General features: G+C 69.2%; 31 protein-coding genes, 1 tRNA gene and 1 other RNA gene. 13 read left to right on the plus strand and 20 right to left on the minus strand.

The features are described 5' to 3' along the window. Window positions 1-41: 41 nt before the first annotated feature. Window positions 42-296, plus strand: a complete 255-nt coding sequence (locus tag QM611_RS11655; RefSeq protein WP_415080083.1) for a hypothetical protein — start codon at window positions 42-44, stop codon at window positions 294-296. On the opposite strand, the gene QM611_RS11660 is transcribed toward QM611_RS11655, so the two are convergent. The 6 genes from QM611_RS11660 to QM611_RS11685 form a co-directional block, all read right to left on the minus strand. After that, complete coding sequence (locus QM611_RS11660; RefSeq protein WP_415080084.1) at window positions 297-737, minus strand: GNAT family N-acetyltransferase; 441 nt, start codon at window positions 735-737, stop codon at window positions 297-299. Between the two features lie 178 nt (window positions 738-915). After that, the gene (locus QM611_RS11665; protein ID WP_415080085.1) at window positions 916-1,293 is read right to left on the minus strand and encodes a type II toxin-antitoxin system VapC family toxin; all 378 of its coding nucleotides are present in this window, start codon (window positions 1,291-1,293) and stop codon (window positions 916-918) included. Beyond that, window positions 1,290-1,535: an AbrB/MazE/SpoVT family DNA-binding domain-containing protein gene (locus QM611_RS11670; protein ID WP_415080086.1), complete on the minus strand. Its 246-nt coding sequence runs from the start codon at window positions 1,533-1,535 to the stop codon at window positions 1,290-1,292. Before QM611_RS11670 ends, QM611_RS11665 begins: the two co-directional genes overlap by 4 nt. A gap of 196 nt (window positions 1,536-1,731) precedes the next feature. Next, window positions 1,732-2,934, minus strand: a complete 1,203-nt coding sequence (locus QM611_RS11675) for an acetyl-CoA C-acetyltransferase (protein WP_415080087.1) — start codon at window positions 2,932-2,934, stop codon at window positions 1,732-1,734. A 103-nt stretch (window positions 2,935-3,037) separates the two neighbouring features. Next, window positions 3,038-3,688 carry a CoA transferase subunit B gene (locus QM611_RS11680; protein WP_415080088.1) on the minus strand — a complete coding sequence of 217 codons (651 nt, stop codon included), beginning with the start codon at window positions 3,686-3,688 and terminating at the stop codon, window positions 3,038-3,040. A 1-nt stretch (window position 3,689) separates the two neighbouring features. Then, window positions 3,690-4,469, minus strand: a complete 780-nt coding sequence (locus QM611_RS11685) for a CoA transferase subunit A (RefSeq protein ID WP_415080089.1) — start codon at window positions 4,467-4,469, stop codon at window positions 3,690-3,692. 235 nt (window positions 4,470-4,704) lie between these two features. Here QM611_RS11685 and QM611_RS11690 point away from each other — a divergent pair, with 235 nt between their 5' ends. Continuing rightward, the gene (locus QM611_RS11690; RefSeq protein WP_415080091.1) at window positions 4,705-5,484 is read left to right on the plus strand and encodes an IclR family transcriptional regulator; all 780 of its coding nucleotides are present in this window, start codon (window positions 4,705-4,707) and stop codon (window positions 5,482-5,484) included. Window positions 5,485-5,649: 165 nt separating this feature from the next. Here QM611_RS11690 and QM611_RS11695 read toward each other — a convergent pair whose 3' ends face one another. The 3 genes from QM611_RS11695 to QM611_RS11705 all read right to left on the minus strand — a co-directional run bounded on the left by QM611_RS11695 (window position 5,650) and on the right by QM611_RS11705 (window position 7,403). Beyond that, window positions 5,650-6,558: an alpha/beta fold hydrolase gene (locus QM611_RS11695; protein ID WP_415080092.1), complete on the minus strand. Its 909-nt coding sequence runs from the start codon at window positions 6,556-6,558 to the stop codon at window positions 5,650-5,652. After that, window positions 6,555-7,301, minus strand: coding sequence for a 3-hydroxybutyrate dehydrogenase (locus QM611_RS11700; protein ID WP_415080093.1), 747 nt, complete (start codon window positions 7,299-7,301; stop codon window positions 6,555-6,557). Before QM611_RS11700 ends, QM611_RS11695 begins: the two co-directional genes overlap by 4 nt. A gap of 29 nt (window positions 7,302-7,330) precedes the next feature. Continuing rightward, a tRNA-Lys gene (locus tag QM611_RS11705) sits at window positions 7,331-7,403 on the minus strand. Between the two features lie 298 nt (window positions 7,404-7,701). On the opposite strand from QM611_RS11705, the gene QM611_RS11710 reads away from it, so the two are divergent. The 4 genes from QM611_RS11710 to QM611_RS11725 all read left to right on the plus strand — a co-directional run bounded on the left by QM611_RS11710 (window position 7,702) and on the right by QM611_RS11725 (window position 11,722). Continuing rightward, window positions 7,702-8,586 (plus strand): arginase family protein, encoded by an 885-nt coding sequence (locus tag QM611_RS11710; RefSeq protein ID WP_415080094.1) that lies wholly within the window; start codon window positions 7,702-7,704, stop codon window positions 8,584-8,586. 44 nt (window positions 8,587-8,630) lie between these two features. Continuing rightward, window positions 8,631-9,470, plus strand: a complete 840-nt coding sequence (locus tag QM611_RS11715; RefSeq protein ID WP_415080095.1) for an inositol monophosphatase family protein — start codon at window positions 8,631-8,633, stop codon at window positions 9,468-9,470. Between the two features lie 15 nt (window positions 9,471-9,485). Then, a complete protein-coding gene (locus tag QM611_RS11720; RefSeq protein ID WP_415080096.1) occupies window positions 9,486-10,058 on the plus strand; it encodes a hypothetical protein in 573 nt (190 codons plus the stop codon). 62 nt (window positions 10,059-10,120) lie between these two features. Continuing rightward, a complete protein-coding gene (locus QM611_RS11725) occupies window positions 10,121-11,722 on the plus strand; it encodes an MFS transporter (RefSeq protein ID WP_415080097.1) in 1,602 nt (533 codons plus the stop codon). Window positions 11,723-11,987: 265 nt separating this feature from the next. Here the strand turns inward: QM611_RS11725 and QM611_RS11730 are convergent, their stop codons facing one another. After that, window positions 11,988-12,263, minus strand: coding sequence for a type II toxin-antitoxin system Phd/YefM family antitoxin (locus tag QM611_RS11730; RefSeq protein ID WP_415080098.1), 276 nt, complete (start codon window positions 12,261-12,263; stop codon window positions 11,988-11,990). 118 nt (window positions 12,264-12,381) lie between these two features. Between QM611_RS11730 and QM611_RS11735 the strand changes: the two genes are divergently transcribed. After that, window positions 12,382-12,771 carry a type II toxin-antitoxin system VapC family toxin gene (locus tag QM611_RS11735; protein ID WP_415080100.1) on the plus strand — a complete coding sequence of 130 codons (390 nt, stop codon included), beginning with the start codon at window positions 12,382-12,384 and terminating at the stop codon, window positions 12,769-12,771. 5 nt (window positions 12,772-12,776) lie between these two features. On the opposite strand, the gene QM611_RS11740 is transcribed toward QM611_RS11735, so the two are convergent. Then, window positions 12,777-13,112: a type II toxin-antitoxin system PemK/MazF family toxin gene (locus QM611_RS11740; RefSeq protein ID WP_415080101.1), complete on the minus strand. Its 336-nt coding sequence runs from the start codon at window positions 13,110-13,112 to the stop codon at window positions 12,777-12,779. Further along, window positions 13,106-13,363 (minus strand): hypothetical protein, encoded by a 258-nt coding sequence (locus QM611_RS11745; protein WP_415080102.1) that lies wholly within the window; start codon window positions 13,361-13,363, stop codon window positions 13,106-13,108. The genes QM611_RS11740 and QM611_RS11745 overlap by 7 nt, the downstream gene beginning before the upstream one ends. A gap of 509 nt (window positions 13,364-13,872) precedes the next feature. On the opposite strand from QM611_RS11745, the gene QM611_RS11750 reads away from it, so the two are divergent. After that, window positions 13,873-15,615: an NERD domain-containing protein gene (locus tag QM611_RS11750; RefSeq protein ID WP_415080103.1), complete on the plus strand. Its 1,743-nt coding sequence runs from the start codon at window positions 13,873-13,875 to the stop codon at window positions 15,613-15,615. Window positions 15,616-15,852: 237 nt separating this feature from the next. On the opposite strand, the gene QM611_RS11755 is transcribed toward QM611_RS11750, so the two are convergent. The 3 genes from QM611_RS11755 to QM611_RS11765 form a co-directional block, all read right to left on the minus strand. Continuing rightward, window positions 15,853-16,062: a hypothetical protein gene (locus QM611_RS11755; RefSeq protein WP_415080104.1), complete on the minus strand. Its 210-nt coding sequence runs from the start codon at window positions 16,060-16,062 to the stop codon at window positions 15,853-15,855. 228 nt (window positions 16,063-16,290) lie between these two features. Next, on the minus strand, window positions 16,291-16,851 hold the full coding sequence (locus tag QM611_RS11760) for an ImmA/IrrE family metallo-endopeptidase (protein WP_415080105.1): 561 nt from the start codon (window positions 16,849-16,851) through the stop codon (window positions 16,291-16,293). A 3-nt stretch (window positions 16,852-16,854) separates the two neighbouring features. Continuing rightward, window positions 16,855-17,226 carry a transcriptional regulator gene (locus tag QM611_RS11765; RefSeq protein ID WP_415080106.1) on the minus strand — a complete coding sequence of 124 codons (372 nt, stop codon included), beginning with the start codon at window positions 17,224-17,226 and terminating at the stop codon, window positions 16,855-16,857. A gap of 139 nt (window positions 17,227-17,365) precedes the next feature. Between QM611_RS11765 and QM611_RS11770 the strand changes: the two genes are divergently transcribed. The 3 genes from QM611_RS11770 to QM611_RS11780 are packed head-to-tail and all read left to right on the plus strand — an operon-like array spanning window position 17,366 to window position 18,979. Further along, window positions 17,366-17,533 carry a hypothetical protein gene (locus tag QM611_RS11770; RefSeq protein ID WP_415080107.1) on the plus strand — a complete coding sequence of 56 codons (168 nt, stop codon included), beginning with the start codon at window positions 17,366-17,368 and terminating at the stop codon, window positions 17,531-17,533. Between the two features lie 2 nt (window positions 17,534-17,535). After that, complete coding sequence (locus tag QM611_RS11775; protein ID WP_415080108.1) at window positions 17,536-18,126, plus strand: hypothetical protein; 591 nt, start codon at window positions 17,536-17,538, stop codon at window positions 18,124-18,126. A gap of 13 nt (window positions 18,127-18,139) precedes the next feature. Further along, window positions 18,140-18,979 carry a hypothetical protein gene (locus tag QM611_RS11780; RefSeq protein ID WP_415080109.1) on the plus strand — a complete coding sequence of 280 codons (840 nt, stop codon included), beginning with the start codon at window positions 18,140-18,142 and terminating at the stop codon, window positions 18,977-18,979. A 40-nt stretch (window positions 18,980-19,019) separates the two neighbouring features. Here the strand turns inward: QM611_RS11780 and QM611_RS11785 are convergent, their stop codons facing one another. The 5 genes from QM611_RS11785 to QM611_RS11805 all read right to left on the minus strand — a co-directional run bounded on the left by QM611_RS11785 (window position 19,020) and on the right by QM611_RS11805 (window position 22,462). Next, a complete protein-coding gene (locus tag QM611_RS11785; RefSeq protein WP_415080110.1) occupies window positions 19,020-19,580 on the minus strand; it encodes a GIY-YIG nuclease family protein in 561 nt (186 codons plus the stop codon). A 96-nt stretch (window positions 19,581-19,676) separates the two neighbouring features. Further along, a complete protein-coding gene (locus QM611_RS11790) occupies window positions 19,677-20,258 on the minus strand; it encodes a hypothetical protein (protein WP_415080111.1) in 582 nt (193 codons plus the stop codon). A gap of 2 nt (window positions 20,259-20,260) precedes the next feature. Then, window positions 20,261-20,833 (minus strand): helix-turn-helix domain-containing protein, encoded by a 573-nt coding sequence (locus QM611_RS11795; protein ID WP_415080112.1) that lies wholly within the window; start codon window positions 20,831-20,833, stop codon window positions 20,261-20,263. A gap of 226 nt (window positions 20,834-21,059) precedes the next feature. After that, window positions 21,060-21,431: a transfer-messenger RNA gene (gene ssrA / locus QM611_RS11800) on the minus strand. 248 nt (window positions 21,432-21,679) lie between these two features. Continuing rightward, window positions 21,680-22,462: a DUF1778 domain-containing protein gene (locus QM611_RS11805; protein WP_415080113.1), complete on the minus strand. Its 783-nt coding sequence runs from the start codon at window positions 22,460-22,462 to the stop codon at window positions 21,680-21,682. Between the two features lie 87 nt (window positions 22,463-22,549). Between QM611_RS11805 and QM611_RS11810 the strand changes: the two genes are divergently transcribed. Further along, the gene (locus QM611_RS11810; RefSeq protein WP_415080114.1) at window positions 22,550-23,116 is read left to right on the plus strand and encodes a hypothetical protein; all 567 of its coding nucleotides are present in this window, start codon (window positions 22,550-22,552) and stop codon (window positions 23,114-23,116) included. Between the two features lie 45 nt (window positions 23,117-23,161). After that, window positions 23,162-23,909 (plus strand): M20/M25/M40 family metallo-hydrolase (locus tag QM611_RS11815; protein ID WP_415080115.1); only part of this gene is annotated, 748 nt, incomplete at its 3' end.

Consider the following 23,909-nt stretch of genomic DNA (forward strand, 5'->3'; position numbering starts at 1 on the left):
TCGCGGCGCGATGCACGGCCAGCGCGCGGTAGCCTCGACGCATGCGCAAGTACCTCTTCGGCACCGGCATCATCGGCGCGGTCACGAGCGGGTTCTCCCTGCTGCAGGAGTTGCGCGGCGCGGAGCGCTTCACGTGGCGCACGGCCCTGGCGTGGCTGAGCTGGGGAATCACGCTCGCCCTCGCTATCGGCGCGATCGTCGACACCCGCCGTGCGACCCGGGGCGTGCTCGTCGCCGACGACTCGCCTGTGCACGGCAAGGAGAACAAGCTCGCGAAGAAGCGCTTGCGCTCCTGACTAAAGCTCGATTTCGTAGTGCACGAAGCCCGTCAGCTCGGCGACGCGGTCGTAGAGCGCGCGGCCCGTCGTGTTCGTCTCGTGCGTCAGCCAGTAGACCTTGGCGGCGCCGGCATCCGTCGCCTGATCGCGCACGTGCGCGATGAGCGCGCGGCCGACGCCCTGGCCGCGCACCTCTGCCGCGACGAACAGGTCCTCGAGGTAGCAGTACGGCCCGACCGACCACGTGGACGGGTGGAACAGCCAGTGCACGAGGCCGACGGCGCGCCTCTCGTCGTCGCGCGCGATCGCGCCGTGCACGCCCTCGCCGTCGGTCAGTCGCTGGAACACGACATCCGTGACGAAGCTCGGCAGGTCGGCCTCGTAGAACTCGAGGTAGCCGCGCCACAGCGGCAACCACTCGTCGCGATCGGCGGCGGTCAGCGGGTGGATGGCGGTCACGGTCCGAGCGTAGCGCGGCGCGCTGACCCGTGGCGCACCTCGCCAGACCGTTCAATTACCGCGTTCTGCGCCCTCGACGCGCGGAACGCGGCAACTGAACGCGGTGACCGAAACCCAGTTGCCACGAATCGCGAGACGGGCCACAGAACGCGGCAACCGGGGCGCTATGGCAGACGCGTCAGCCCGTTGTCCGGAGTTGGCGGATCCTGCCCTGGTCGCCCCACGCGTGGTCTGCGGTGAGCACGAGCGCGTCAAGCCTCTCGCCGAGCGCGAGGCACAACCGGTCGGCCAGAGATAACCCCGAGCCGCGGCGCCACACCCGCGCGGCGTGCTCCGCGTCGGCGCGGCTGACGGGCGCGACGGTCAGCCCGTAGCTGTCGAGCAACGCCGCCGACAGCGCCCAGTCGCCTCCCCGCGCGCGCACCTTTTGCGCCACCTCGGAGAGATTCGCTGCACCGATCACGGCGTTCTCCGCGAGCGCGCCCTCGACCTCTGCGGCTCCTGGCTCCGCCTGAAGGAACGCGAGCACGGCCGACGCGTCGAGAACCGTCGTCACGCGGCATCCTCGACCGCGGCCGCCCGGCGACGCTCGGCGATCAGCTCGTCGACCAGCGAATCTCCCGAGAGCTGCTCTCGGACGAGTTGTTTGGCCTGCTCGCGCGTCACGAGCAAGACGCCACGCTCGGTTTCAATGAACAGCAGCGGCGTCCCCTGCTCCCAGCGCTGTCGCTCGCGCAGCGGCGCGGGCACCACGAGTCGCCCACGATCTCCCAAGCTTGCCGAGTGTGTGGTACCCATAGCCTCAACGTACCACCTTGAGTCTCTCTGTGGGCCACGAGCGCCGCTTCAGTTGCCGCATTCTGCGCCCTCGACACGCGGAACGCGGCAACTCGACGCGGGCGATGATCCGGGGCGCACCGCACCAGACGGTTCAGTTGCCGCGAATCGCGAGAAGGGTTGCAGAACGCGGCAACTCGACGCGGGTTAAGCCGGATCAGCGAGTGAGGATCAGCGCGTCGCCCTGGCCGCCGCCGCCGCACAGCGCGACCGCAGCCGTGCCGCCGCCGCGGCGCACCAGCTCGTGCACGGCGTGCACGACGAGCCGGTTGCCGGAGGCGCCGATCGGGTGGCCGATCGCGATGCCGCCGCCGTGCGGGTTGACCACCTGGTCTGACAGGCCGAGCTCGCGCTGCGACCGCGCGACGACCGCACCGAACGCCTCGTTGATCTCGACGAGGTCGAGGTCGGATGCCTCCAGCCCCTGCTTTGCCAACGCCGCCCGGATAGCCTGCGCCGGCTGCGCGTGCAGCGAGTTGTCGGGGCCGGCCGTCTGGCCGGACGCGCCGACCACGGCGAGCACGCGCCATCCTTCCTCGTCCGCGTGCGCGCGGGTCGTGAGCACGACCGCCGACGCGCCGTCGGAGATCTGCGACGAGTTGCCCGCCGTGATCGTGCCGCCGTCGGCGAACGCGGGCCGCAGCCCCGCGAGCGACTCGACGGTGGTGTCGGGGCGGATGCCCTCGTCGCGCTCGACCACCACTGGCCCCTGAGCCTGTCGAAGGGCGCCCCGCCGCTGCGGGAGCTCGATCGGCACGATCTCGGCGTCGAACACTCCGGCGTCCCACGCGGCGGCGGCGCGCTGGTGCGAGCGCGCGGCCACGGCGTCCTGGTCGGCGCGCGTGACCTCGAACCGCGCGTTGTGCCGCTCGGTCGAGGCGCCCATGCTCTCGCGGTCGTACGCGTCGGTGAGCCCGTCGTGGGCCATGTGGTCGAGCACCTCGACAGTGCCGTAGGCCCAGCCCTCGCGCGACCCCATGAGCAAGTGCGGCGATCGGGTCATCGACTCCATGCCCGCGGCGACCACGACGCGCGCGTCGCCCACACGGATCATGCGCGCCGCGTCGATGACAGCGGCCAGACCCGACAGACACACCTTGTTGACCGAGGCGGAGTGGACGTGCCACGGGATGCCGGCGCCCACCGCCGCTTGCCGGGCGGGGTTCTGCCCCGCCCCGGCCGGCAGCACCTGGCCGACGAGCACGGCGTCGACCGCGTCGGCGGGGACGCCGCCCCGGTCGAGGGCTCCCTTGATTGCGACGCTGCCCAACTGCGCCGCCGTGAGCGGCGCCAGCTGGCCCTTCAGCCGGCCCTGCGGCGTGCGGGCGGCGGCGACGATGACGATGTCGTCGGTGGTCATGTGACTCCCTCTTCAGACTCCCCGGTCGCCCCGCGAGGCGCGAAGCGCCGAGACGAAACGCGGCGCACCGTCGCATCCGCGTTTCGTCTCGCCTTCGGCTCGCTCAACGACCGTTCCCTCTCACACTGATGATGAGGTCGGGCTCGGTCGCGGCGACAACCTCGTCGACGGTGACGCCGGGGGCGAGCTCGGCGAGCACGAGCCCTGCGTCCGTGACATCGATGACGGCGAGGTCGGTGATGATGCGGTCGACCACTCCCCGGCCGGTGAGCGGCAACGAGCACTCGTTCACGATCTTGGCCGAGCCATCCCTCGCCACGTGCTCCATGAGCACGATCACTTTGGCCGCGCCGTGCACGAGGTCCATCGCGCCGCCCGGGCCCTTGACCATCTTGCCCGGGATCATCCAGTTGGCGAGATCCCCGTCGCGCGAGACCTGCATCGCGCCGAGGATGGCGGCGTCGATCTTGCCGCCGCGGATCATGCCGAAGCTCGTGGCCGAGTCGAAGAACGCGGCGCCGGGGAGGATCGTGACCGTCTCTTTGCCGGCGTTGATGAGGTCGGGGTCGACGTTCTCCTCCGTCGGGTAGGGGCCGACGCCGAGGATGCCGTTCTCCGACTGCAGCACGACCGTGACGCCGTCGGGCACGTGGTTGGGAACGAGTGTGGGAAGGCCGATGCCGAGGTTGACGTACGAGCCGTCGGCCAGCTCTTGCGCGGCGCGGGCGGCCATCTCGTGGCGGGTGAGCGCCATGTCAGTTGCCCCCTTCCGGCGTGGAGACCGTCCGCCGTTCGATGGGCTTGTCGATGTCGGGCCCGACGACGACAATGCGGTGCACGTAGATCCCCGGCAAGTGGACGCTGTCGGGGTCGAGCTCTCCCGCCTCGACGAGCTCCTCGACCTGCGCGACGCACACGCGGCCGGCCATCGCGGCGAGCGGGTTGAAGTTGCGCGCCGCCTTGTTGAAGACGAGGTTGCCGTGCCGGTCGCCCCGCTTCGCGTGCACGAGGGCGTAGTCGGCGACGATCGCCTCCTCGAGCACGTAGTCGCGCGGTTCGCCGGTCACATCGAACGTGCGCACGTCTTTCGGCGCCGAAGCGACCGCGACCCCGCCGTTGCCGTCGTGCCTGCGCGGCAGTCCGCCCTCGGCGACCTGGGTGCCGACGCCGGTCTGCGTGAAGAACGCGGCGATGCCCGAGCCGCCGGCGCGCAGCTTCTCGGCGAGCGTGCCTTGCGGCGTGAGCTCGAGCTCGAGCTCGCCGGAGAGGAACTGCCGCTCGAACTCCTTGTTCTCGCCGACGTACGACGACGTCATCTTGCGGATGCGCTTGTCGTTCAGCAGGATGCCGAGGCCCCAGTCATCCACCCCGCAGTTGTTGCTCACGATGCTGAGGTCGCGCGTCCCTTGCGCGTGCAGCGCCTCGATGAGCACCATGGGGTTGCCCGAGAGCCCGAATCCGCCGACGGCGAGCGTCGCGCCATCCGGGATGTCGGCCACCGCCTCCGCTGCCGAGCCGACCGTCTTGTCGATCACGTGCGCTCCTTCGTGTCGTCGGTTCCGTGGCCGCGCCCGCGGCGGCCCGCCGGCGCCGCCGAGACCCTGTTCCGGCGCCGAGACCCACTCGCTGTGCCGAGACTCGCCCCGGTGCGGCGGGTTTCGACGACATTGATGGGTTTCGCGCGCTCTCGACTCCATCGTCACGCGTCCCCGTGCACGGCGCCGAGCCCGCGCTTGCCATGTGGAGGAATCGCCCCTTAGTGTCCATATCGTGGACACCACGCGAGCCGTGCCCGGAGCCCAGGCCGTCGCGCGCGCCGCCGCGCTGCTGCGCCTGGTCACCTCGGCCGGCGACGAGGGCGCGAGCGTCGCCGAGCTCTCCCGCCGCGCCGAGCTCACCCGCCCGACCACGCACCGGCTGCTCAGCGCGCTGCGCAGCGAGGGGCTCGTCGACCAGGACGAGGCGACAGGGCGATGGATGCCGGGGCCGGAGCTGTTCCTCATGGGCAGCGTCGCGGCATCCCGCTACGACATCACCGCCGTGGCGCGCGACATCGTGCGCTCGCTCGCGGTGCGCACCGAAGAGAGCGCGTTCCTGTCGGTGCGGCGCGGCGACGAGACCGTGTGCCTGCTGCGCGAGGAGGGGTCGTTCCCGATCCGCTCCTTCGTGCTCAGCGAGGGCGTGCGCTTCCCGCTCGGCGTCGCGTCGGCCGGGCTCGCGATCCTCGCGTTCCTGCCGCGTCACGATGTGGACGCCTACCTCGAGCGGCACCCCGAGCTGCCCGAGCGCTGGGGCGGCGCGCACGGCGAGCGGCGGCTGCGGCAGCGGCTGGCCGAGACCCAGTCACACGGCTACGCGCTCAACGCCGGCCTCATCGTCGAGGGCAGCTACGGGCTGGGCGCGGCGGTCTTCGACCGGCAGGGCCACCCGCAGTGGGCGCTCAGCCTCACCGGCGTCGAATTCCGCTTCGGGCCCGACCGGCTGCCCGAGCTAGGCCGCATCCTGCTCGCGCACGCGCACCAGCTGACGACGCGCGTCGCGGCGCGGTGACGAGCAGCTCTGCACAACACAACCGGTCGTTGAGCGACCGAGCGCAGCGAGGGAGACGAAACGCGGCGACCTCTCTCGAACGGTCACCGCGTTTCGTCTCGGCCCTGCGGGCCTCGCTCAACGACCGGGGGGCGCGCACCGCGTTTCGTCTCGCCTGCGGCTCGCTCAACGACCGGCCGTGAGCTCGTCGCGGACGAGCTCCGCGACCCGGCGGCCGCCGGCGTCCGACATCACGACCGTGTAGTGGTTGAAGCCGTCGACGCGCTCGTGCCGGATGCCGGGAGCCAGCACCCGCTCGAGGTGCTCGGGCGCGTACAGCCCCGGCGTCTCGTCCTGCAGGCCGCGCGGCACGGTGACGAGGCGGGCGGGATGCCGCAGTCCCGCGAGCGCGTCGGGCACGACGCTCGTCGTGGTCATGTCGACCGTGTCGTCGACGACGGTCTGGTACGACGTCGCGGGGCGAAGCGCTCCGGCGCCGTCGGGCACGAGATCGTAGGCGAGGTACTCCTCCAGCTCGGGCGACCAGTCGCGCGCGAAGGCGGGGTGGGCGCGCCAGAAGTCCAGGTACTCCCCCGTGTCGGCGAAGCGCATCGACAGCCGTGCGGCGGTGGGGCCGAGAATGCCCGCCACGACCGCGTCGGGGTCGAGTCCGGGCGGGATGTCGAGCGGCAGGCCGCCGTCGACCAGCAGCAGCCGCGACACCCGTTCGGGGTGCAGGTGGGCGAACACGACGGCGACGAACGCGCCCATCGAGTGCCCGACGACGAGCGCACGGCCCACGCCGACGTGGTCGAGCACCGCGGCGAGGTCAGCGGCGTGGGCCGACATTCCGGCCGGGGCCGCGGCATCCCGACTCCTTCCCCGGCCGCGCAGGTCGGGCGCGACGATCCGCACGTCGGGGAGCCGGTCGGCGACGAACCGCCACGCGAGGTGCGACGACGTGACGCCGTGCACGAGCACGACGGTGGGCGGCGGCTCGACGAGCTCGTCGGCCAAGACGAGAGCCTCGCGCACGCCGACCCGCAGGACTCCGCCCTCGACCGGGACGTCGACGGGGGCGAACGCGGAGGTCATCGCGCCGTCCACCCGCCGTCCATCGTGTACGACGCGCCGGTCACCATGCCGGCGGCATCCGATGCCAGCCAGCCGACGAGCGAGGCGACCTCGTCGGCCTCCACGAGCCGCTTGATCGCGGTCTCGGAGAGCATGATCTTCTCGACGACTTCGCTCTCGGGGATGCCGTGGGCCCGCGCCTGGTCGGCGATCTGCTGCTCGACCAGCGGCGTGCGCACGTAGGCCGGGTTGACGCAGTTGCTCGTGACCCCGTGCGGTCCGCCCTCGAGCGCGGTGACCTTCGACAGGCCCTCGAGCGCGTGCTTGGCCGTCACATACGCGGACTTGAACGCGCTCGCGCGCAGGCCGTGGGCGCTGGAGATGTTGACGACGCGCCCCCAGCCCTTGGCGTACATGCCCGGCAGCGCGGCGCGGATGAGCAGGAACGGCGACTCGACCATGATCCGCTGGATGAGCCGGAATGCGTCGGGGTCGAACTGCTCGATCGGCGCGACGCGCTGGATGCCGGCGTTGTTGACGAGGATGTCGACATCCAGCTCGAGGTCTTCTTGGGCCGCCGTGTCGGACAGGTCGACGACCCACGCCTCTCCCCCGGCCTCGGCCGCCGCGGCGGAGTCGGCGTTGAGGTCGGCGACGACGACGTGCGCCCCGCGGCGGGAGAGCTCGCGCACGCACGCCAGCCCGATGCCGCTCGCGCCGCCGGTGACGAGGGCGCGCTTTCCGGCGAGGTCGTGCTCAGCCATCCCGCCTCCTTCCGGCGGAGATTTTACGGTGCGCCCCCAGGGACTTGAACCCTGAACCCACTGATTAAGAGTCAGTTGCTCTGCCGATTGAGCTAGAGGCGCGGAGGCTGCCGCTGCGGGCGAACCAAGGGTAAACGTTAGCATCCTGCCCGCGGGGCTCGCGAATCCCTGCGCTCGCGCGCACGAAAGCTCGCGCACGAAACTCCGCGCGCACGAAACCTGCAGTCGCGCCTGCGAATCGCACGCGCGACTGCGGGTTGCTGTAGCGCGATCGCCATCGCCGCGCAGCGAACTCGCGCGACTGCGGGTTGCTGTAGCGCGTCGCGTGTCTAGGCTCGCTGGGCCCGCCCAGCGACCGGCAGCGCAGGTGCCCCGGCGGCGCCCGGGCCACAATGGCAGCATGACCTCCGACACGCACCTGCGCCTGGTCTGGCCCGAATGGCAGGGGGCCGCCACCGAGTCGGTGCAGCAGCTGGCGACCCCCGAGTTCCCGCTCGATGTCGCCCGGCGCGGCTACACGGTCGGCACGAGAGTGCTCGAGGCGATCCTCCCCGCACACGACGGCCCGACCGCCGTCGTGCCCGTCCCGCTTGACGACGCCGGGCTTGAGCTGCGCGACGGCATCGAGGCGAAGACCGCCGTGCTCGCCCAGCTTGACGCGGCGCTCGCGCTCGTCCGCGAGCACGACCCCGCCCGCATCACAACCCTCGGCGGCGACTGCGGTGTCAGCCTGGCGCCCTTCTCGGCCCTCACCGACACCCACGGCGACGACCTCGCCGTGCTATGGATCGACTCGCACCCCGACATGGGCACGGGCGAGTCCGCCTACCCCGGCTACCACGCGATGGTCGTCTCCGCCCTCACAGGCCACGGCGATGCCGACATCCTCGCCCGCCTCCCCGCGACGATCCCCGCGAGCCGGGTCGCGCTCGTGGGAATGCGCGACTGGACGGATGCCGCGCACCCCGCGATCGCCGCGGAGTGGGGACTCGCCGTCTTCCCGCCCGACGTGCTGCGCACCGACAGCACGGCGCTTCTCGACTGGCTGCGCGCCACTGGGGCGACGAAGGCCGCCATCCACTTCGACGTCGACACGATCGACGCCGACGAGGTGCGACTCGGCCTCGGCGACGACCGCGGCGGCCTGACCAGCGCGCAGGCCCGGCGGGTCGTCGCGGACATCGACGCGCACGCGGAGGTCGTGGCGCTCACGATCGCTGAGTACGTCCCCCGCCAGGTCATGCACCTGCAACGGCTCCTTGCGGGATTCCCCCTCCTTGGCTGACGCACACGTGGAACGTTCAGGCAGTGCGGCTACCGTGATATATCGTGCCCTCCCCTGCATCCCTCCCCCCGTCGGGCGCGCCCGCGCACGCCGGCCTCGAGGCCGACCTCGCGCTCGCGCTGCGACTGGCCGAGGCCGCTGACGCTGAGTCGATGGCACGCTTCGACGCGGCCGACCTCGACGTCGCCGCCAAGCCCGACGACACGTTCGTGACCGAGGCCGACCTGGCCACCGAGCGGGCGATTCGCGGCATCCTGGCCGACGAGCGGCCCGACGACGGCATCCTCGGCGAGGAGTTCGGGCAGGCGGCGGGATCCGACGCGCACCGCCAGTGGATCATCGACCCGATCGACGGCACGCACAACTACCTTCGGGGCATCCCGATGTGGGCGACGCTCATCGCGCTCGCCGTCGACGGCGTGCCGCAGGTCGGCGTCGTCAGCCAGCCAGCGATCGGCCGCCGCTGGTGGGGCGCCACGGGCCTTGGCGCCTGGACGAACGCACCAGAAGGCGAGCCCCGCCGCATCCGGGTCTCCGACGTCGCCCGCGTCGAGAAGGCGAGCGTCTGCTTCCAGAGCCTCACGCAGTGGGATGACGCGGGCCACCTCGACGCGCTCGTGCGGCTGAGCCGCGCGGTGTGGCGCGACCGCGGCTACGGCGACGCGTGGCCGTACATGCTGCTGGCCGAAGGCCGCCTCGAGTTCGTCGCGGAGTTCGGCGTCAAGGAGTACGACATCGCCGCGCACGTGCCGATCATCGCCGAGGCGGGCGGGCGGCTCACCTCGTACGACGGCGACGACTCGATCGCCGACCGCTCCGCCCTCGCCACCAACGGCGTGCTCCACGACGCCTTCCTCGAACTGCTCCACCACCGGCAGACCTGACCCGTGAGGCTCCCCATGACGCACTCCGTTCGCGCCCTGACCGCCCTGGCGGCAGCCGTCGCCATCGCCGCGCTCGCCGGCTGCGCCCCGTCTGAACCCGACCCCGCGCCGACGACGGCCACCCCGACCGTGGCGGTCACCGCGACACCCACCCCGTCGGAGACTCCGACGGAGGCGCCGGCCGCCGACCCGGCGTGCGACACGATCATCCCCGGCGACGTGGCGGCCGACTTCGAGAACGCCGGCCTGACGTCGCAGACGGATGTCTTCCGCATCGGCCCCACCGAGATCCCCGGCGGGCTGTGGTGCCGCTGGGGCGACGCGAACGCGCCGGGAGACCACGTGCAGATCTTCGGCTGGGCGCCGCTGGATCCGAGCGAGGCGTCGCAGTATCAGAGCACGATGGTGCAGGAGGGATGGCTCCGCGAGGACGACGACGACAGCGTCTACTTGACCGAGGACCCCGACACCGCTGCCGCCGTCGACGACGACGGCTACGGCTGGACGTACCAGTTCGGCGACGGCTGGGTGAAGTTCGCCGACACGAAACAGGGGCTGCTGCTGATCGACTGGCCGCCCGCCGACTGACGCCGCCGCGGCCGCCGCGGCATCCTCCCGTCTCCCGCCGATCGCGTGTAACGTCGGCTCCGATGCACGAGTCGACCACCGACGCACCGCCGCACGAGCCGGGCGCGTTCGCGCCGCTGGCCCAACCCGGCTTCCGCTGGCTGTGGCCCGCGGTGCTGGTGAGCTACATCGGCATCTGGGGGCAGGGCGTGGGCGCCCAGTGGCTGCTCGTCAACGGCCCGAACGCGAGCGTGACAGTCGCGCTCGTGCAGACCGCGGTGATGCTGCCGATGATGCTGTTCACGCTGCCGGCGGGCGTGCTCGCCGACCGCTACGACCGGCGCTGGATCATGCTCGTCGCGCAGGTGTACGTCATCGCGTGCTCGCTCACTCTCGCGGCGTTGACCGCGGTCGGGCTCGCGTCCGCCCCGGTCGTGCTCGCCTTCACGTTCCTGCTCGGGCTGGGCGGCGCCGCCATGCAGCCGTCATGGCAGGCGACCCTGCCCGAGGTCGTGCCGCGCGAGGAGCTCGGCGCGGCCATGCGGCTCGAAGGCGTCGGCATCAACTTCGGCCGCGCCATCGGGCCCGCGCTCGCCGGCCTCGTCATCGCCGCCGCAGGCGTTCCGTGGGTGTTCGTGCTCACCGCGTTCACCGCGGTCGTGTTCGGGCTGGCCCTGGTCACCTGGAAGCGGCCGCCGCTGAGCGTCGCACCGCCCGCGCGCGAGCGCTTCATCCCCGCGCTGCGCGCCGGCGTCCGCTACGTGCGCCACGACGCGGTGGTGCGCCGCATCCTGCTGCGGGCGGTGATGTTCATCGCGCCCGGCGCCGTGCTGTGGGCGCTCATCCCGCTGGTCGCCCGCGAACTGCTCCACGTGTCGTCGGGCGCGTACGGCCTGCTGTTCGGCGCGCTGGGGGCCGGCGCCATTCTCGCCGCCCTCACGATCGGCCGGCTGCGCACGGTGATGTCGACGAACACGATGCTCCTGCTTGCCGGGCTGCTGTTCGCCGCGGTGGTGGCGGTGCTCGTGCTCGTGCCGAGCTTCGCGCTCGCCCTCGTCGTCCTCGTGCTCGGCGGCGCGGCGTGGGCGACGGTGATCGCCACGCTCAACACCGACCTGCAGGTTGTGCTGCCGGTGTGGGTGCGTGCGCGCGGCCTGTCGGTGTTCCTCGTCACGTTCACGGGCTCGCAGGCCGTGGCATCCTTCCTGTGGGGACAGTTGGCCGCCAGCATCGGCGTCGTCTCCACGTTCCTCGTCGCGGCGGGCCTCGTCGCGGTGCTGTCGCTGGCCGGGCTGCTGTTGCGGATGCCCGACATCCGCGGCGCCGACCAGAGCGCCAGCCCGTACTGGGGCGACGTCGCGCTGCCGATCGAGCTGCAGCCGACCGACGGGCCGATCCTCGTGACCGTCGAGTACACCGTGCCCGCCGCCAACCAGCCCGAGTTCATCGCCTCGACGGCCGAGCTGCGCCACTCGCGGCTGCGCAGCGGCGCGATCCGGTGGGAGCTGTACCGCGTCGCCGAGGACCCGGAGGTGTTCATCGAGGCGTTCCAGGTCGGGTCGTGGGAGGAGCACCAGGCCCAGCACCGCGACCGACTGACGGTCGGCGACCAGCGTGTCGAGCAGACCACGCACGCGTACTCGAGCAAGCCGCCGACGGCGCGCCACCTCGTGCCGCCGTTCTGAGGCGAGCCGAACGCAGAGCGGCCTACCCCCGCGGCCGCGGCGTACGGGATCGGATCAAACTCGGCTTCAGCCTGCTGCAGGAGCGCGAGCCTCTCCGAGCGCACACGACTCGCGTCGGGGAGGTCGGGTTACACGTGGTGGACGCCGGCCGCCAGTTCACCGAGGACGACGGCGCTGATCGCACACTGCGCGGGCAAGAGATCCGCGCCTATGACGTGGCGGAGGACCAGGATGTTGGTGTCCAGCATCCCCTCCGACGCCGGCATCACCTCAAGGCCCGCTCGAACGCGTCGCCCAGGCCTTGATCAATGGCGCCGTCGATGTCGGAACGCAACAGGTCGGGATCGACAACCGGCATGCTCCGCGACGCTCGCGCGAACTCTTCGCGGGAGACAAAACGTTGAGGCCTCCGCAGCGGGGCGAGCTCGCCGATTCCACGGCCATCACGGGTGACGGTGAAGGACTCGCCACGCTCAACGGCATCCATGATCTCGCGGGAGCGCATCCGCAGATCGCGCTGGCTGATCTCCGCATTGCTCATGGTCACATGGCGGACAGGCCCGTCCCGCACTCGCTGATGTGGAGAGCCTTCGCGCCATCCCCCGCCGCCGCTCGGAACGGACGAGCGCAGAGATCATTGCCGACAGCAGAGGATCGTGGTGACGGTTTCCTACCTCGACACGTCGGCCGCGATGAAGCTCTTGCTTGAAGAACCAGAGTCCGCCGCACTCGTCGAGGCCCTGGCATCCGATCCTCACTGCCGCCTCGCCGCCTCTTGGCTCCTGCACACGGAACTGCACTGCGCGGCCGGCCGCCATCCTGACGACGTCGCCCCCGATGCCGTGCGCGGCGTGCTCAACGCGGTCACGCTGGTCGACCTCTCGCGCGGAGACATGATCGCCGCGGGCGCTCACGCGCCCCTGCGCTCGAACGACGCTATCCATCTCGCCGTGGCGATCCGGCTCGGAGTAGACGAGATCATCACCTACGACCGCGAGCTGGCAGAGGTTGCGTCGCGGGCGGGGTTGACGGTCGTCGCGCCGGCGTAGTCGCGTCAAAGCGCGAGTATGCGGCGCAGAATCAGGTCGATACGCGCCATCGTTACCTCGTCGACCTCCCCGAACCGATGGCCGAGCCGAAGCGGCGAGATCGATCGGATGTCTTCGCACTTCGCATAGCTCGTGGCCCGCAGCCCCGAGTCGCCCGGCTCGATCTCGACGTGCGTCGATCGCCCGCGCGCCGTGCGCGTCACAGGGACGACAGCGATGACCGGAGGGTCGGACTCAAGCCACGGATCGGCGCTCACCAGGACCACCGGTCGGCGCATCGCCTGCTCGTGCCCGACGGGCTCACCCAGATCAGCGAAGTAGATCTCTCCGCGCCTCACCACTCACCGCGCTCGCTGAGTTCGTCGTCAGCGCGGTCGTCGAGATCGTCCGACCCACCGGAGCGTTCGTAGACGGCGCGCTCGTCTTCCGAGAGAGCCTGGTTCTCGCGGTGGATGTCTGCCCAGAATCGCTGCTCGTCAGTCTCGTCGAGAGCACGCTCGATCGCTCCCGCCAAGGTCGTTCGCTGCGCGGACGCTCGCAACGCCAAGCGGTCGCGGAGTTCGCGCGACACCTTGATCGTTGTGGCTGGCATACCATCAAGTATACCTGAGGCATACCCCGCGCGACCCGCTTAACCCCCGCCGCTCCCTGAGCTTGTCGAAGGGCCACTCACCCCCGGTCGCCTCGCGAGCCGAAGCGAGACGAAACGCGCCAACCTCGCCCCCAACCCAAGCTCTCCCTCAACTCCCCCAAGGTCGCCTCAGGATTGCCGCAATCGCCTGCGAAAGGGCTTCCGGGTTCGATACTTTCGATGTGCGCACAACGCAGCAGGAGGTTCTGGGGAGAACGCTCCACGGGGAGCTGCAACCGCGCAACACATCGGCCGGACTGGGGACGAAGGCCGACACGTCAAACTGCACGGCGCCCGGCGGGATCACTCCGCCGGGCGCCGGCGGCTTTCACGCGAGGCGCCTTTCCGGCACTCCGATCCCGGTCGTTGAGCGAGGCCGCGCGAAGCGCGCCCGAGACGAAACGCGCCAACCTCGTCGTGACCGGCCCATAGAGTAGGCGGCACCCCACCGCCCAAGCGAAGGAGCACGGATGCCTCGCATGATCCCCGCCGTCGCGCGATTCGGCGCCAACTCGTCGGAGCGACGGTTGTTCTCGGCGCTCGAGGGCGTGCTCGACCGGCTCGACTGGGTGGTGTTCCACTCGCTCGTGATCCGGCAGCATCTCGACAAGCTCATGGGCGAGGCCGACTTCCTCGTCGTGGCGCCAGGCAAGGGAATCGTGGTCGTTGAGGCTAAGGCTCCGAGGTCTGTTGAGTATCGCGACGGCGAGTGGACGCTCGACGGAACGCCCAGCCCGCACAAGAGCCCGCTCGAGCAGGTCGACGGGGCTGTGCGCAGCATCCGTTCCTTCCTCCTTCGCGAGGGCGCGATCGACGGAGACGAGCCGATCGCGCGGCTGCTGTGGTTCACGTCGATCGGGCGGCACCACTTCGGCGGGCGGGCTCCGTCGGATCTGACGTTCTTCGAGTGGGAGCTGGCCTGGGCCGACGATCTGGCTCGCCCTGCCGCGCTGGTCGAGAAGGTGCTCGACGAGCACATCGCGTGGCATGCGGAGTCCGATCACGTGAACCACGACCCGGCCGGCGTCACGCGGGAGAAGGTCGATCGAATCGTCGGGTCGCTGACCCGCGACTTCGACGTGGCGGCCGACGATCGCGATGCGCGGCGCGAGGCGACCCAGCGCGAGGTGGCGCTGCTCGCCGAGCAGCGTTTCGCCCTCGAGCTGGTCGGCGCCAACCGTGCGGTCTACTTCGATGGGCCGGCGGGGAGCGGCAAGAGCTACCTCGTCGCGCAGGCCGCGATCGACGCGATCAAGCGCGGTGAGCGGACGCTGCTCACGTGCTGGAACCTCGTGATGGCCGACCGGCTTCGCGCCGACACACAGGTCGTGCGCGGCTCGCTCGCGGTCGCCGACCTCGGCGCCGTGATGCTCCGCGTCGCGGGCCTGGACGCGCATCCCGCCGACGCGACCAACGCGTGGTTCCAGGAAGAGCTTCCGGCCCTCGCGCTGCGCGCGCTCGCCGAGCACCCCGAGCGCGGCGGGTACCGGAACGTCGTCGTCGACGAGTTCCAAGACATCGCGGGCAACCCGCTGCTCGTCGACGTGCTGGTCGCGCTGGCCGCGCCTGACGCGCACGTGATGCTCGCGGGAGACGAGCGGCAGCAGATCATGCGTCCGACGTCGGAGCGGGTGGACCCGTTCGAAGTCGCGAAGAGCAGGATGCCTGACCTCGTGCTCGCGCGGATCCGGCGCAACTGCCGCCAGGCGCCCGCGCTGGTCGCCCAGAGCGAGAAGATCGTGGGCCGTCCGTTCGGATTCGCGGCGCACCGGATGCCTCCGACGGCTCCCGGTGGCGCCGAGCGCGTTGTCGCGACCCGTGGGAACGAGGCAGCGATGCTGGCCGGGGTTCTGAAGCTCCTCTCACAGCAGCACAGCCTCAACGAGATCGTCGTGCTCAGCCCGTGGGGCGCGCGGTCGCTCGCAGCGCGCATCGTCGCGGGCGACCTTGACGAACCCGCCCACGCGAACGACGTGCGCTGGCTGCGCGCGAATCTCGGCGACGGCGCGGGCCGTGCGCGGTTCGGCTCGATCTCGAAGCTCAAGGGCATCGAAGTGGATGCCGTGGTGGTCACCGATGTCGGCGCTGACGCGCGCGACAGGGCCGACGCGCACGACCTCGACTGGGACGACCTGCTGTACGTGGGGCTGTCCCGCGCGAAGCATCGGGCTGTCGTGCTGGAGCCGAGACTCGCGGCTACCTGGTCGGCGTGATTCGTACGCTTCCGCGGCTAAGGATCGCCTGAGCGCCGATGACGACGATGGTTGTAACGATCGGCACGCCGAACTGAATCAGCCGAGTACCGCGCCGCGTCTCCTTGGCCTCCGTAGCGATGAACCCCTTGTTCTCGGTGTCCTTCTCTGCCTGGAGCCTGTCAACTTCCTTCAGCGAGTCGAGGAGGTATCGCTCCTGTTCTTTGCTGATGTGATCCCGACTGAGACCGCGCTCGATCACCTCGCGGGTGCGGTTGAGGGAGGCGTGAACCGCTCTTGATTCTTGTCGTTCGCGTCGAGTGCCGCAGCGTAGGTCTGCTCGAATGCGTCGATCGCCGCCAGCTGCGTCGCCCGGAATCCCGGCACTTGGATGTCTGGAAGCAGTGCAGCGAGCTCGATCTGCTTCTCGTCACTCAGGTTCCGAAGCGAAGGGAACGCCGAGAGCATGCGCGACGGCGTCTTCGTTGTCGAGTGTCATGAGGTTCCCCCTGGGGCGTTGAGCGGTGGCCGAGCCATTCTGCCTGCTTTGCCATGTCGTGGAGACCGGCAGTTCGTCAACGCGGACGGTGACAGGCACCACGCCGCAAACCGGTCGCAAAGTCCATCACGAGCAGTATTCATCCTTTGTGGATCGGCGCGGGCTCATAGCGGGGACGATGCGCCTCTGCGGAGGATCTACGCCCGTTGCCACTTGGAACGGGAACGCTGCCGAATCGTGTAGCCGCCGGACATCTTCATGCGCCACTCGGCCATCTCAATGCTGACCTGATACCGGCGAGCGACTGCGCTCGGCTCAGCGCCTCGGATTGCAGCGAGCTTCGCCTGGGCCGCCGGGACCAGAAGGGCACCGGCGAGCTCAGCCGCCTCCTTCTCCTGCGCCTTCGATGCGCCACCGCAGCTGCCGCTTTCGTTTGTCCAGGCAGGTGAGGGCTCGTGCTCGGCTTCGAAGTGGGCGACCTCGTGCGTGAGGTCGGAGCGGATGCGCTCATTGCTTCGTTCTGGGTTGTAGATAACCAGGTGGCGATTGCCGTCGCGAAGCAGGGCTGCTGACCACACGTGCGGCTTCTCCTCGAGGAAACGGCGCATCGCGGCCTCGTCGGCGGTGAAATCACGGAGCGAGATGAAGGGGATGCCGTGCTCTTCAGACCAGGCGAACGGGTCAAAAGGCTGGTCGTCGCCGAGGACGAAGTCCTTCCTCACCTCCGTCGCGAGACGTCCAAGCGCGGCCTTGTTCATTAGTCAGTTCGACTTTCGGGTCTGGCGGAAGTGATCGAGCCCGGACTGCAGAATGCTCTCCAGGTACTGCTTGTCCTGCTCGTCTAGGTCGCTGCGGGCACGGAGAAGCGCGTTGATCGATGAACCCAACTCAGGCTCTTCGCGCGTTGCGAGCTCTTCTGGGTCGACGAGGAACTGATCGGCAGGAAGGCGAAGCCAGCGCACGATCTTAGCAAAGGCGTCGAGGTCCGGACGTTGGTCGTTGCGGATCCTGGTGAGCAGCGATGGGCTGACGCCGATCGATCCAGCGGCGTTCCTCCACGAGATCTCATCGGCTTTGACCCGTGCCTCGAGGGCGCTTGCGAGGCCGCTGACGTCAATCACGGTGTCGGACATGAAGTCTCCAATGTCAGGGGTACGCGGTAAGGGTAGAGATACCAGAGTAGCTCGGAAGCGCGCGAATGTTGCGCAACTGAAACGGCGTGCTACTCTTGGATGACTGTTTTGCTACTAGAACACTTTCGAGGAGAACGTGATGGCGAAGAACACCGGCAAGGGCTACCGGCAGGGCGCAGTGCGTGACCGGTCGCAGTCGTACAACCCGTCGACGAAGAGCTACACCAAGCGTGATTCGTCAACGGGGCGGTTCATGGACGGCAAGAGCGACGGAACGCCCTTCAAGGGCGTCCGACGAGAGGACTAAGCATGGAGATCGGTCTCGGGGCATTCATCAAGTTCGCCAACGCTTCACCGCGGAGACGTCCGCGCATCGCACGTGAGATCACGGAGCAGGTGCGCAGCGAGTACGACCCCGCGACCGACTTCTGGCGCCCCGTGCGCCAAGCGATCAGCCGTGACCGCAAGACTTCGCGTGACGGTGAGGCACTCCGGCAGCTCGTGCTCGGAGCACCTCCTCGTCGCCGTCCGAGCTTCGAGGAGATCCGTGACCGCTGGGGTGACGTGGCCGCGCGCTGGGACGCCGCTGGTTACGCGCACTCGACCCCGACGCATGTCGATGTTGGAGGCCTGCAGGTGCGGCTCAACCCGCTCTTCTCCGAGCAGTGGGGCGACGGCCATATGGAGGCGGCGCACCTGTATTTCAACAAGGAGGAGCTTCGCCCCGAGACCGTCCAAGGCATCCAGCACCTCCTGACCCGCGACACACACCCCAGCGAAATCGAGCCCGTCTTCATCGACATGCGCCGGGCACTCACGGTGCCCGCGGTTTCCTTCACCGACAGCATGGACGACTGGCTGAGCGGCCTCGGTTACGAGTTCCGTCGCCTGGCAGCGTAAAGAGCGCGGAAAGATGGAGGAGGCCAAGTGTCAGACCACCGGCCGCATCTACGACGCGGAGGACTTCGCCGCGCTCTCCATCAGCGAACGCGACGCGCTCCGAGACTCTCTCATCTGCACTGGATGTGGGGCCGACGCCTACTTCATCCGTCAAGCCCGCAATGGCCGGCGCGCCTGCTTCGGAGCGCGACCGCACCGCGAAAACTGTGAGCTTGCTTCCTTCGTCACCGAGGACGGCGGCGGCGCTGCGCTCGATGAGGTCGACCAGCAGATCAACGCCGGTGACGTCTTTCGTATCGACCCGAGCCGAGCGCGCACGATCCGCCACGTCGTCCACGACCCCTTGGCTCCACCCGCGATTGGTGGCGCCGCTGTGCGCTACACCCGACGCGGGAGAGGGAATGCCCGGCTCTCATCGATGACGCTGCATCGGCTTCTCCGCCAGTTGGTGCTCAGGGAGGCGTTCTGCCGGAGCAACACGCTACTCATCCTCTCTGACGACACGCGCCAGACCGTCAAGTCCGGCTGCGTGCATCTCAGCGACGTCGAGGAGAAGCACAAGAACCGGCTGCGCGTCTATTGGGGCACGATTCGATTTCCCCGTGCGAAGGACGGCGGCGGCGCGTGGCTCAACACCGGACGCGGCTCACCGACGATCGTGATCGAGGAGGATGAGCTGCAAGCCGTGCTCGCGCGGAGCGGCCTCACCGACCTCGAGGATCTCACAGGCAGCTACTTCGCATTCATGGGCCGGCTACGCCGCCAAGACAGCGGCAGGGAGTTCCTTTTCGTGAACCAGAACGTCGACTGGCTCGCCATCCGCCCGTTCGCCGAGGATGTGGCGATCAACTGAGGCGGTCTCTCCCCCGCTTTGACCAAGGAGCCGTTCAGCCTCACGATTCGAGCCGCCCACTCAGCTTGCGCGTCGACGGGTCGTAGACGAAGTCGATGATGTCGCCTGAGGCGATCAGCGAGACCGCCTGATCGATGACCTCGAGCGGGACGACGTACCACTCAGATGGTTCGTAGCGACGTCCGTCTTTGCCCACTTGGCTCACGTCGAGTCGGACCTCCGCGAAGACCCGATGCAGCAAGTTTTCGAGCGCCGACGTCCTCATGTTGTAGGTACGGTAGCTCGCCACAATCTCCACGGGAGCCATGAGATACGTCGGCTGCTTCTCGGCATGGGCGACTCGACTCTCAACCGGCCCACGCGAGAATCCGATCTTGTGGAGGTCCGCGATCCCCGCGACTTGAGGGTCGTCGCTGAGCGAGCGCAGGACGTAGACGTAGCCGGTTGCGACGTCATCGGCCAGGATCGACTCGAACTCGGCAGGGACGACCGCCTGGCCGTGGCCCTCCCTCATCCGGATGCCGAGCGACTGCCGGTACATGGAGGACTCAGTGCCGTTCTCAAAGATGACGCGCAGCCGTTCCCGGCGGTTCGCGCGCACCGTCGATTCCTTGTAGACGAAACGCGGTGGGCGTGTCTGCAAGGTCGGGGCGTTTCGTCTCGCCTTTGGCTCGCTCAGCGACCGGGAACCCGGAGGTCATAGACGGACCGCTCCCGGCTGCGTGACTTTGGCGGGAAGACCCTGTTCGAGGATCGCGCTCACCATGTGGACGGCGCGATCAGCGAGGGCGTCTCCGGGATAGAAGTCCTCATATAGGTCCTCGGCGCCTTCCAGGGTCGTGATCCCGCAGAGGGCCATCAACTGGCGGATGTCGTTCGTGTCGCGGCCCGGCCGGTTGGCGCGCAGCTTCATCGCGAGCAATGCCTCCTTGGCCGCCAACTGAACAACGATTCCGTCCTCGTCGTAGATGCTCTGCCACTCCACGGCCCGCCCGAGAGTCGGCAGAGCATCGGCCTGCTCAACGTTGAAGTTCAGCCATTCAGGACTCCACCCGCGCTCCAGGGCGACTCGCGCGGCGGCCGCTGCGACTTCTCCATCGTCGCCCGGCTCGACGTGTAACGAGTCCAGATCTTGCGTCGTCCCGCGGTCGAAGTAGCCGAGCGCAATCGCCGCGCCACCAACCAACCGGATTCCTGCGACCGCGTTCGATGAGCGCAGTTCAGCAATCAGCGCACGAAGCCCGTCAAGGATGTCATCGCGGTCGAGTGCTGTTGCCATGGTCAAACGCTCGCAAAGGTGTCACGCCAGACGAGAACGCCTCGCTCTGCGAACTCGGCCGGCACTTCCGAGAGCGGGGGCACCGGATCGGCCGGGTCTACGTCGAGGCCGGCCAGGGTCTTGAGATAGCGACTCGGATCGTTGACCCAGTCGGGTGCAGGCAGCCCGTCTTCCCGTAGTCTCCATGCCACAAGACCGGCGATCGCGGCATCCCAGATCGGATCTCGGGTCGACTCCGGCTCGGCAACTCCGAGCACACCCCGAACCAGCCCGTGCTCGGCGACGAGATTGTCGTTGAGCTGGACCAGCGCCCGGAGGGCGGCATCCCTCTCCCCCGCTCCGAGCAATCGGCGGACCTCCGCGGAAACCGTCGCGGCGTCGTCTCGTCGGGTCGGTGCGGAGTACAGGCGATGCCCGGCGCCAGCCAGCAGCCGCTCGACAGTGGCGAACTCGGTCTCACGCCCGCGCTCTGATCGAGACACCCTGCTCTGATCGATGCGCGCACGTTCGGCGAGTTGCTGCTGAGTGAGCTTGCGGCTCTTGCGAGCGGCGCGGATGAGGGTCGAGGCAGTCATGATTGCACCTTCCAAATATGACTTTAGAATCATATTCTAGGTCAGGTTGGGGCGATTCGTCTCGCCTTCGGCTCGCTCAACGACCGGTCGGCGGGGCGGCCCTTCGACAAGCTCAGGGGCCGGGAAGGCTCAGGGGCCGGGCATGCTCAGGGGCCGGGCGGAGCGGGGGCAAAGAGAAAGGGCCCGGCCGCGAAACGCGAGCCGAGCCCTTCCCCGTGACAGCGGATTGTGGAGCTGGGGGGAATCGAACCCCCGTCCAGCACTGGGTCTCCACGCCTTCTCCGGGCGCAGTCTGTGCGAGCGTTCTGCTCGGCCCCGACCTTTGTCACAGACAACCAAGTCGACAGGCCCAGCCTGAAAAAAGTCCCGCGCGACGCTCAGGCGTCGTCGCGCAGCAAGATCCCTAGATGACGCCAATGACCGTGACGGGATCAGTCACGGATTGACGGACTCGGGCTCGCTGCTCAGGCAGCGAGGGCGAAGTCGGACTGCTTCTTTTCGGCAGTTATTGTTTTTGCAGGGAGCGTTCACGAGATAACCCTGCATCCTCGGCCCGCTTCTCGTGGGTTCGCAGACGCTGTCGAAACCGATCAGCCCCGTGCGTCCTCCGTGGAGGGACCGCTGTCACACTGTGGAATTGCCAACCCGGACGCCAGGAATCCGAGCATTACAGAATACACCCGCCGGCCCCTCCCCCGCACTGTGCGATCGGGGGCGAGCTTCTCGCTATCGAAACCTTCAGTCGCGCACGCGGCTCACACGCGCGAGTGCGGGTCTCGATAGCGCGAGAGCCGTCGACTCAGCATTGGGCCCCCCGCCCGCCGGCAGCACGGCTCCGTGAGCCAGTCAGCGGGAGGCAAGCTCGTCTTGATGCTCGCTGGCGACCGCGACCGCACCGCCTCCGCCACGCACGCGCCTCACGAGCTCAGCGAGTTGTGGCACAACCCGCGCATCCTCATCCAACGCCTTCTCCAACTGCAACACCGCGTGCGGGGAAAGTCGTAGGACGTGGTCCTCAAGGAGAATCGCGCGCGCACGCTCCATCGCGGTTCCGAGGACGAAAGCCGAGAGGTCCTGCTCCTGCTTAGCCGCGGCGGCCCTCAGAAGCTCCAGCGCCTCCGGAGAAATACGCATGTTCAGGCGCGCCGAACGGCCTGATTCTTGAATCTCCATGGGAACCCCCGCCACACCGGACGTACTCACGGCGTATGTACACGATACCTCTGACGAACCGAAAGTCAACCGAAGGTTCTTGGTTGTGAGGAACAGGTGGAGCTCGTCGTCTTCAAACGGAGTGAAGCCGAGCTTGCGGTGGAACACCGATGCATCGTGGTCGATGGCATCCACCAAGACGACCTCGAACCCAATCGACTGCATGGCCGGTACGGGGTACCGTCGCCGGCCTACGCCAAATGCCGAGGCCGCGTCGTCGAGGTCGAGTTCGCATGCCGTCGTCGCGTAGTACCCCACCAGCGTGTCGTCATCGTCGAGCGCGAGAAAGGTCCGCGTTGTGTCGCTGCGCTCAAGCTGGCTGGCATACCGTTGGATCCACTCGTCGAGGTCGGGTTTCCCGCACGTGAACGTGGAGCGGTCGACGGTTCGGCGGAACGGAACGATCTCAATGTTCATCGGCCCTCCGCGATAGAGCCCCCCACACGGCCCACACCATCCGCTAGCGTCGGAGGCCACAGCAGTCAGAAGACCGGGGGATGTCTCATGACCACACGCCGCGCACTGCCGCTCGTCATCGCCGCCGCGGCCCTCGTCGCGCTCACCGGATGCAGCCCGGCGGCGCCGGCGCCATCCACCCCCTCCTCGACCACCCCGGAAACCCCGACGCCCACCCCGGCCGAGACCGTGCCGGAGGCGACGTGCGAGAACACGCTGACCGCCGACACGCTCGACAACCTCGCCGAGGCGGGCTGGACATTCCGCCAAGACGAAGCGCCGGTCGTGCTCGGCGGCGTGACGATCGAGGGCGGGATCGGATGCCTGTGGGGCGACTTCTCGACCGGCAACGACAACGTCGCGTGGTTCCTGTGGGGGCCGCTCGACGACGCCTCGGCCCAGGCCGCGATCGACGGCCTGCTCGCCGAGGGCACGTGGCGCCGAGAGGACCAGCCCGAGGGCGTCTACATCACCGACAAGGCGGGCAGCGACTCGCTCCTCTACGACGACGAGGGCTACTCGACCACCTACCTGTTCGCCGACGGGCAGGTGAAGGGGTCGACGACGAAGGCGGGCATCTCGGTCGTCACCGCGCCGGAGGGGTTCGCACCCTGAGGCGTCCGGGCAAGGGCGTCGGGCCCCGCGCGTAGGCTCTCGATTATGAGCGGTGTCGTCGGCGGTCGAAGCCCGCTTCCGCGCGCGATGACTGCGCCGCGTGCGACGGTCGCGCCTCGGCCGGGAATGGCCGAGCGGCTGTCGCGCATGGTGCAGCTGCCGACGGTGTCGGCCGAGCTCGAGCAGCGCGGGATGGAGCCGTTCGACCGCTTCACGGCGCTGCTAGCCGAGCTGTACCCGCTCGTCCACGATCGCCTCGAGCTCGAGCGGCACACCGACCTCGGGCTGCTGTTCCGGTGGCGGGGGCGGCGCGAGGCGGCCGACGGGCCGCTCGTGCTCATGGCGCACTACGACGTCGTGCCGGTGGACGAGACGGATGCCTGGAGCCATCCGCCCTTCGACGGGCACATCGCCGACGGCTGGGTGCACGGGCGCGGCACGCTCGACGACAAGGGGCCGCTGCTGGTCGTGCTCGAGGCGGTGGAGAACCTGCTCGCCGCCGGCTTCACGCCCGCGCGCGACGTGTACGTGTCGCTCGGCGGCAACGAAGAGGTCTTCGGCGCGGCCGCGCGCGAGATCGCCGGATCGCTGCGCGACCGGGGCATCGTGCCGTGGCTCGTGCTCGACGAGGGCGGGGCGGTCGTCGACGCCCCGCTGCCGTTCGTCGAGGGGCAGGCGGCGATGGTCGGGGTGGCCGAGAAGGGCATCGTGACGCTGCGGTTGTCGGCGCGCGGCGAGGGCGGGCACGCGGCGGCCCCGCCGCGGGTGACGGCGGTGCGCCGCGTCGCGCGGG

This window comes from Microbacterium sp. (assembly GCF_047606685.1).
In the GTDB taxonomy this organism is placed as follows: Bacteria; Actinomycetota; Actinomycetes; order Actinomycetales; family Microbacteriaceae; genus Microbacterium.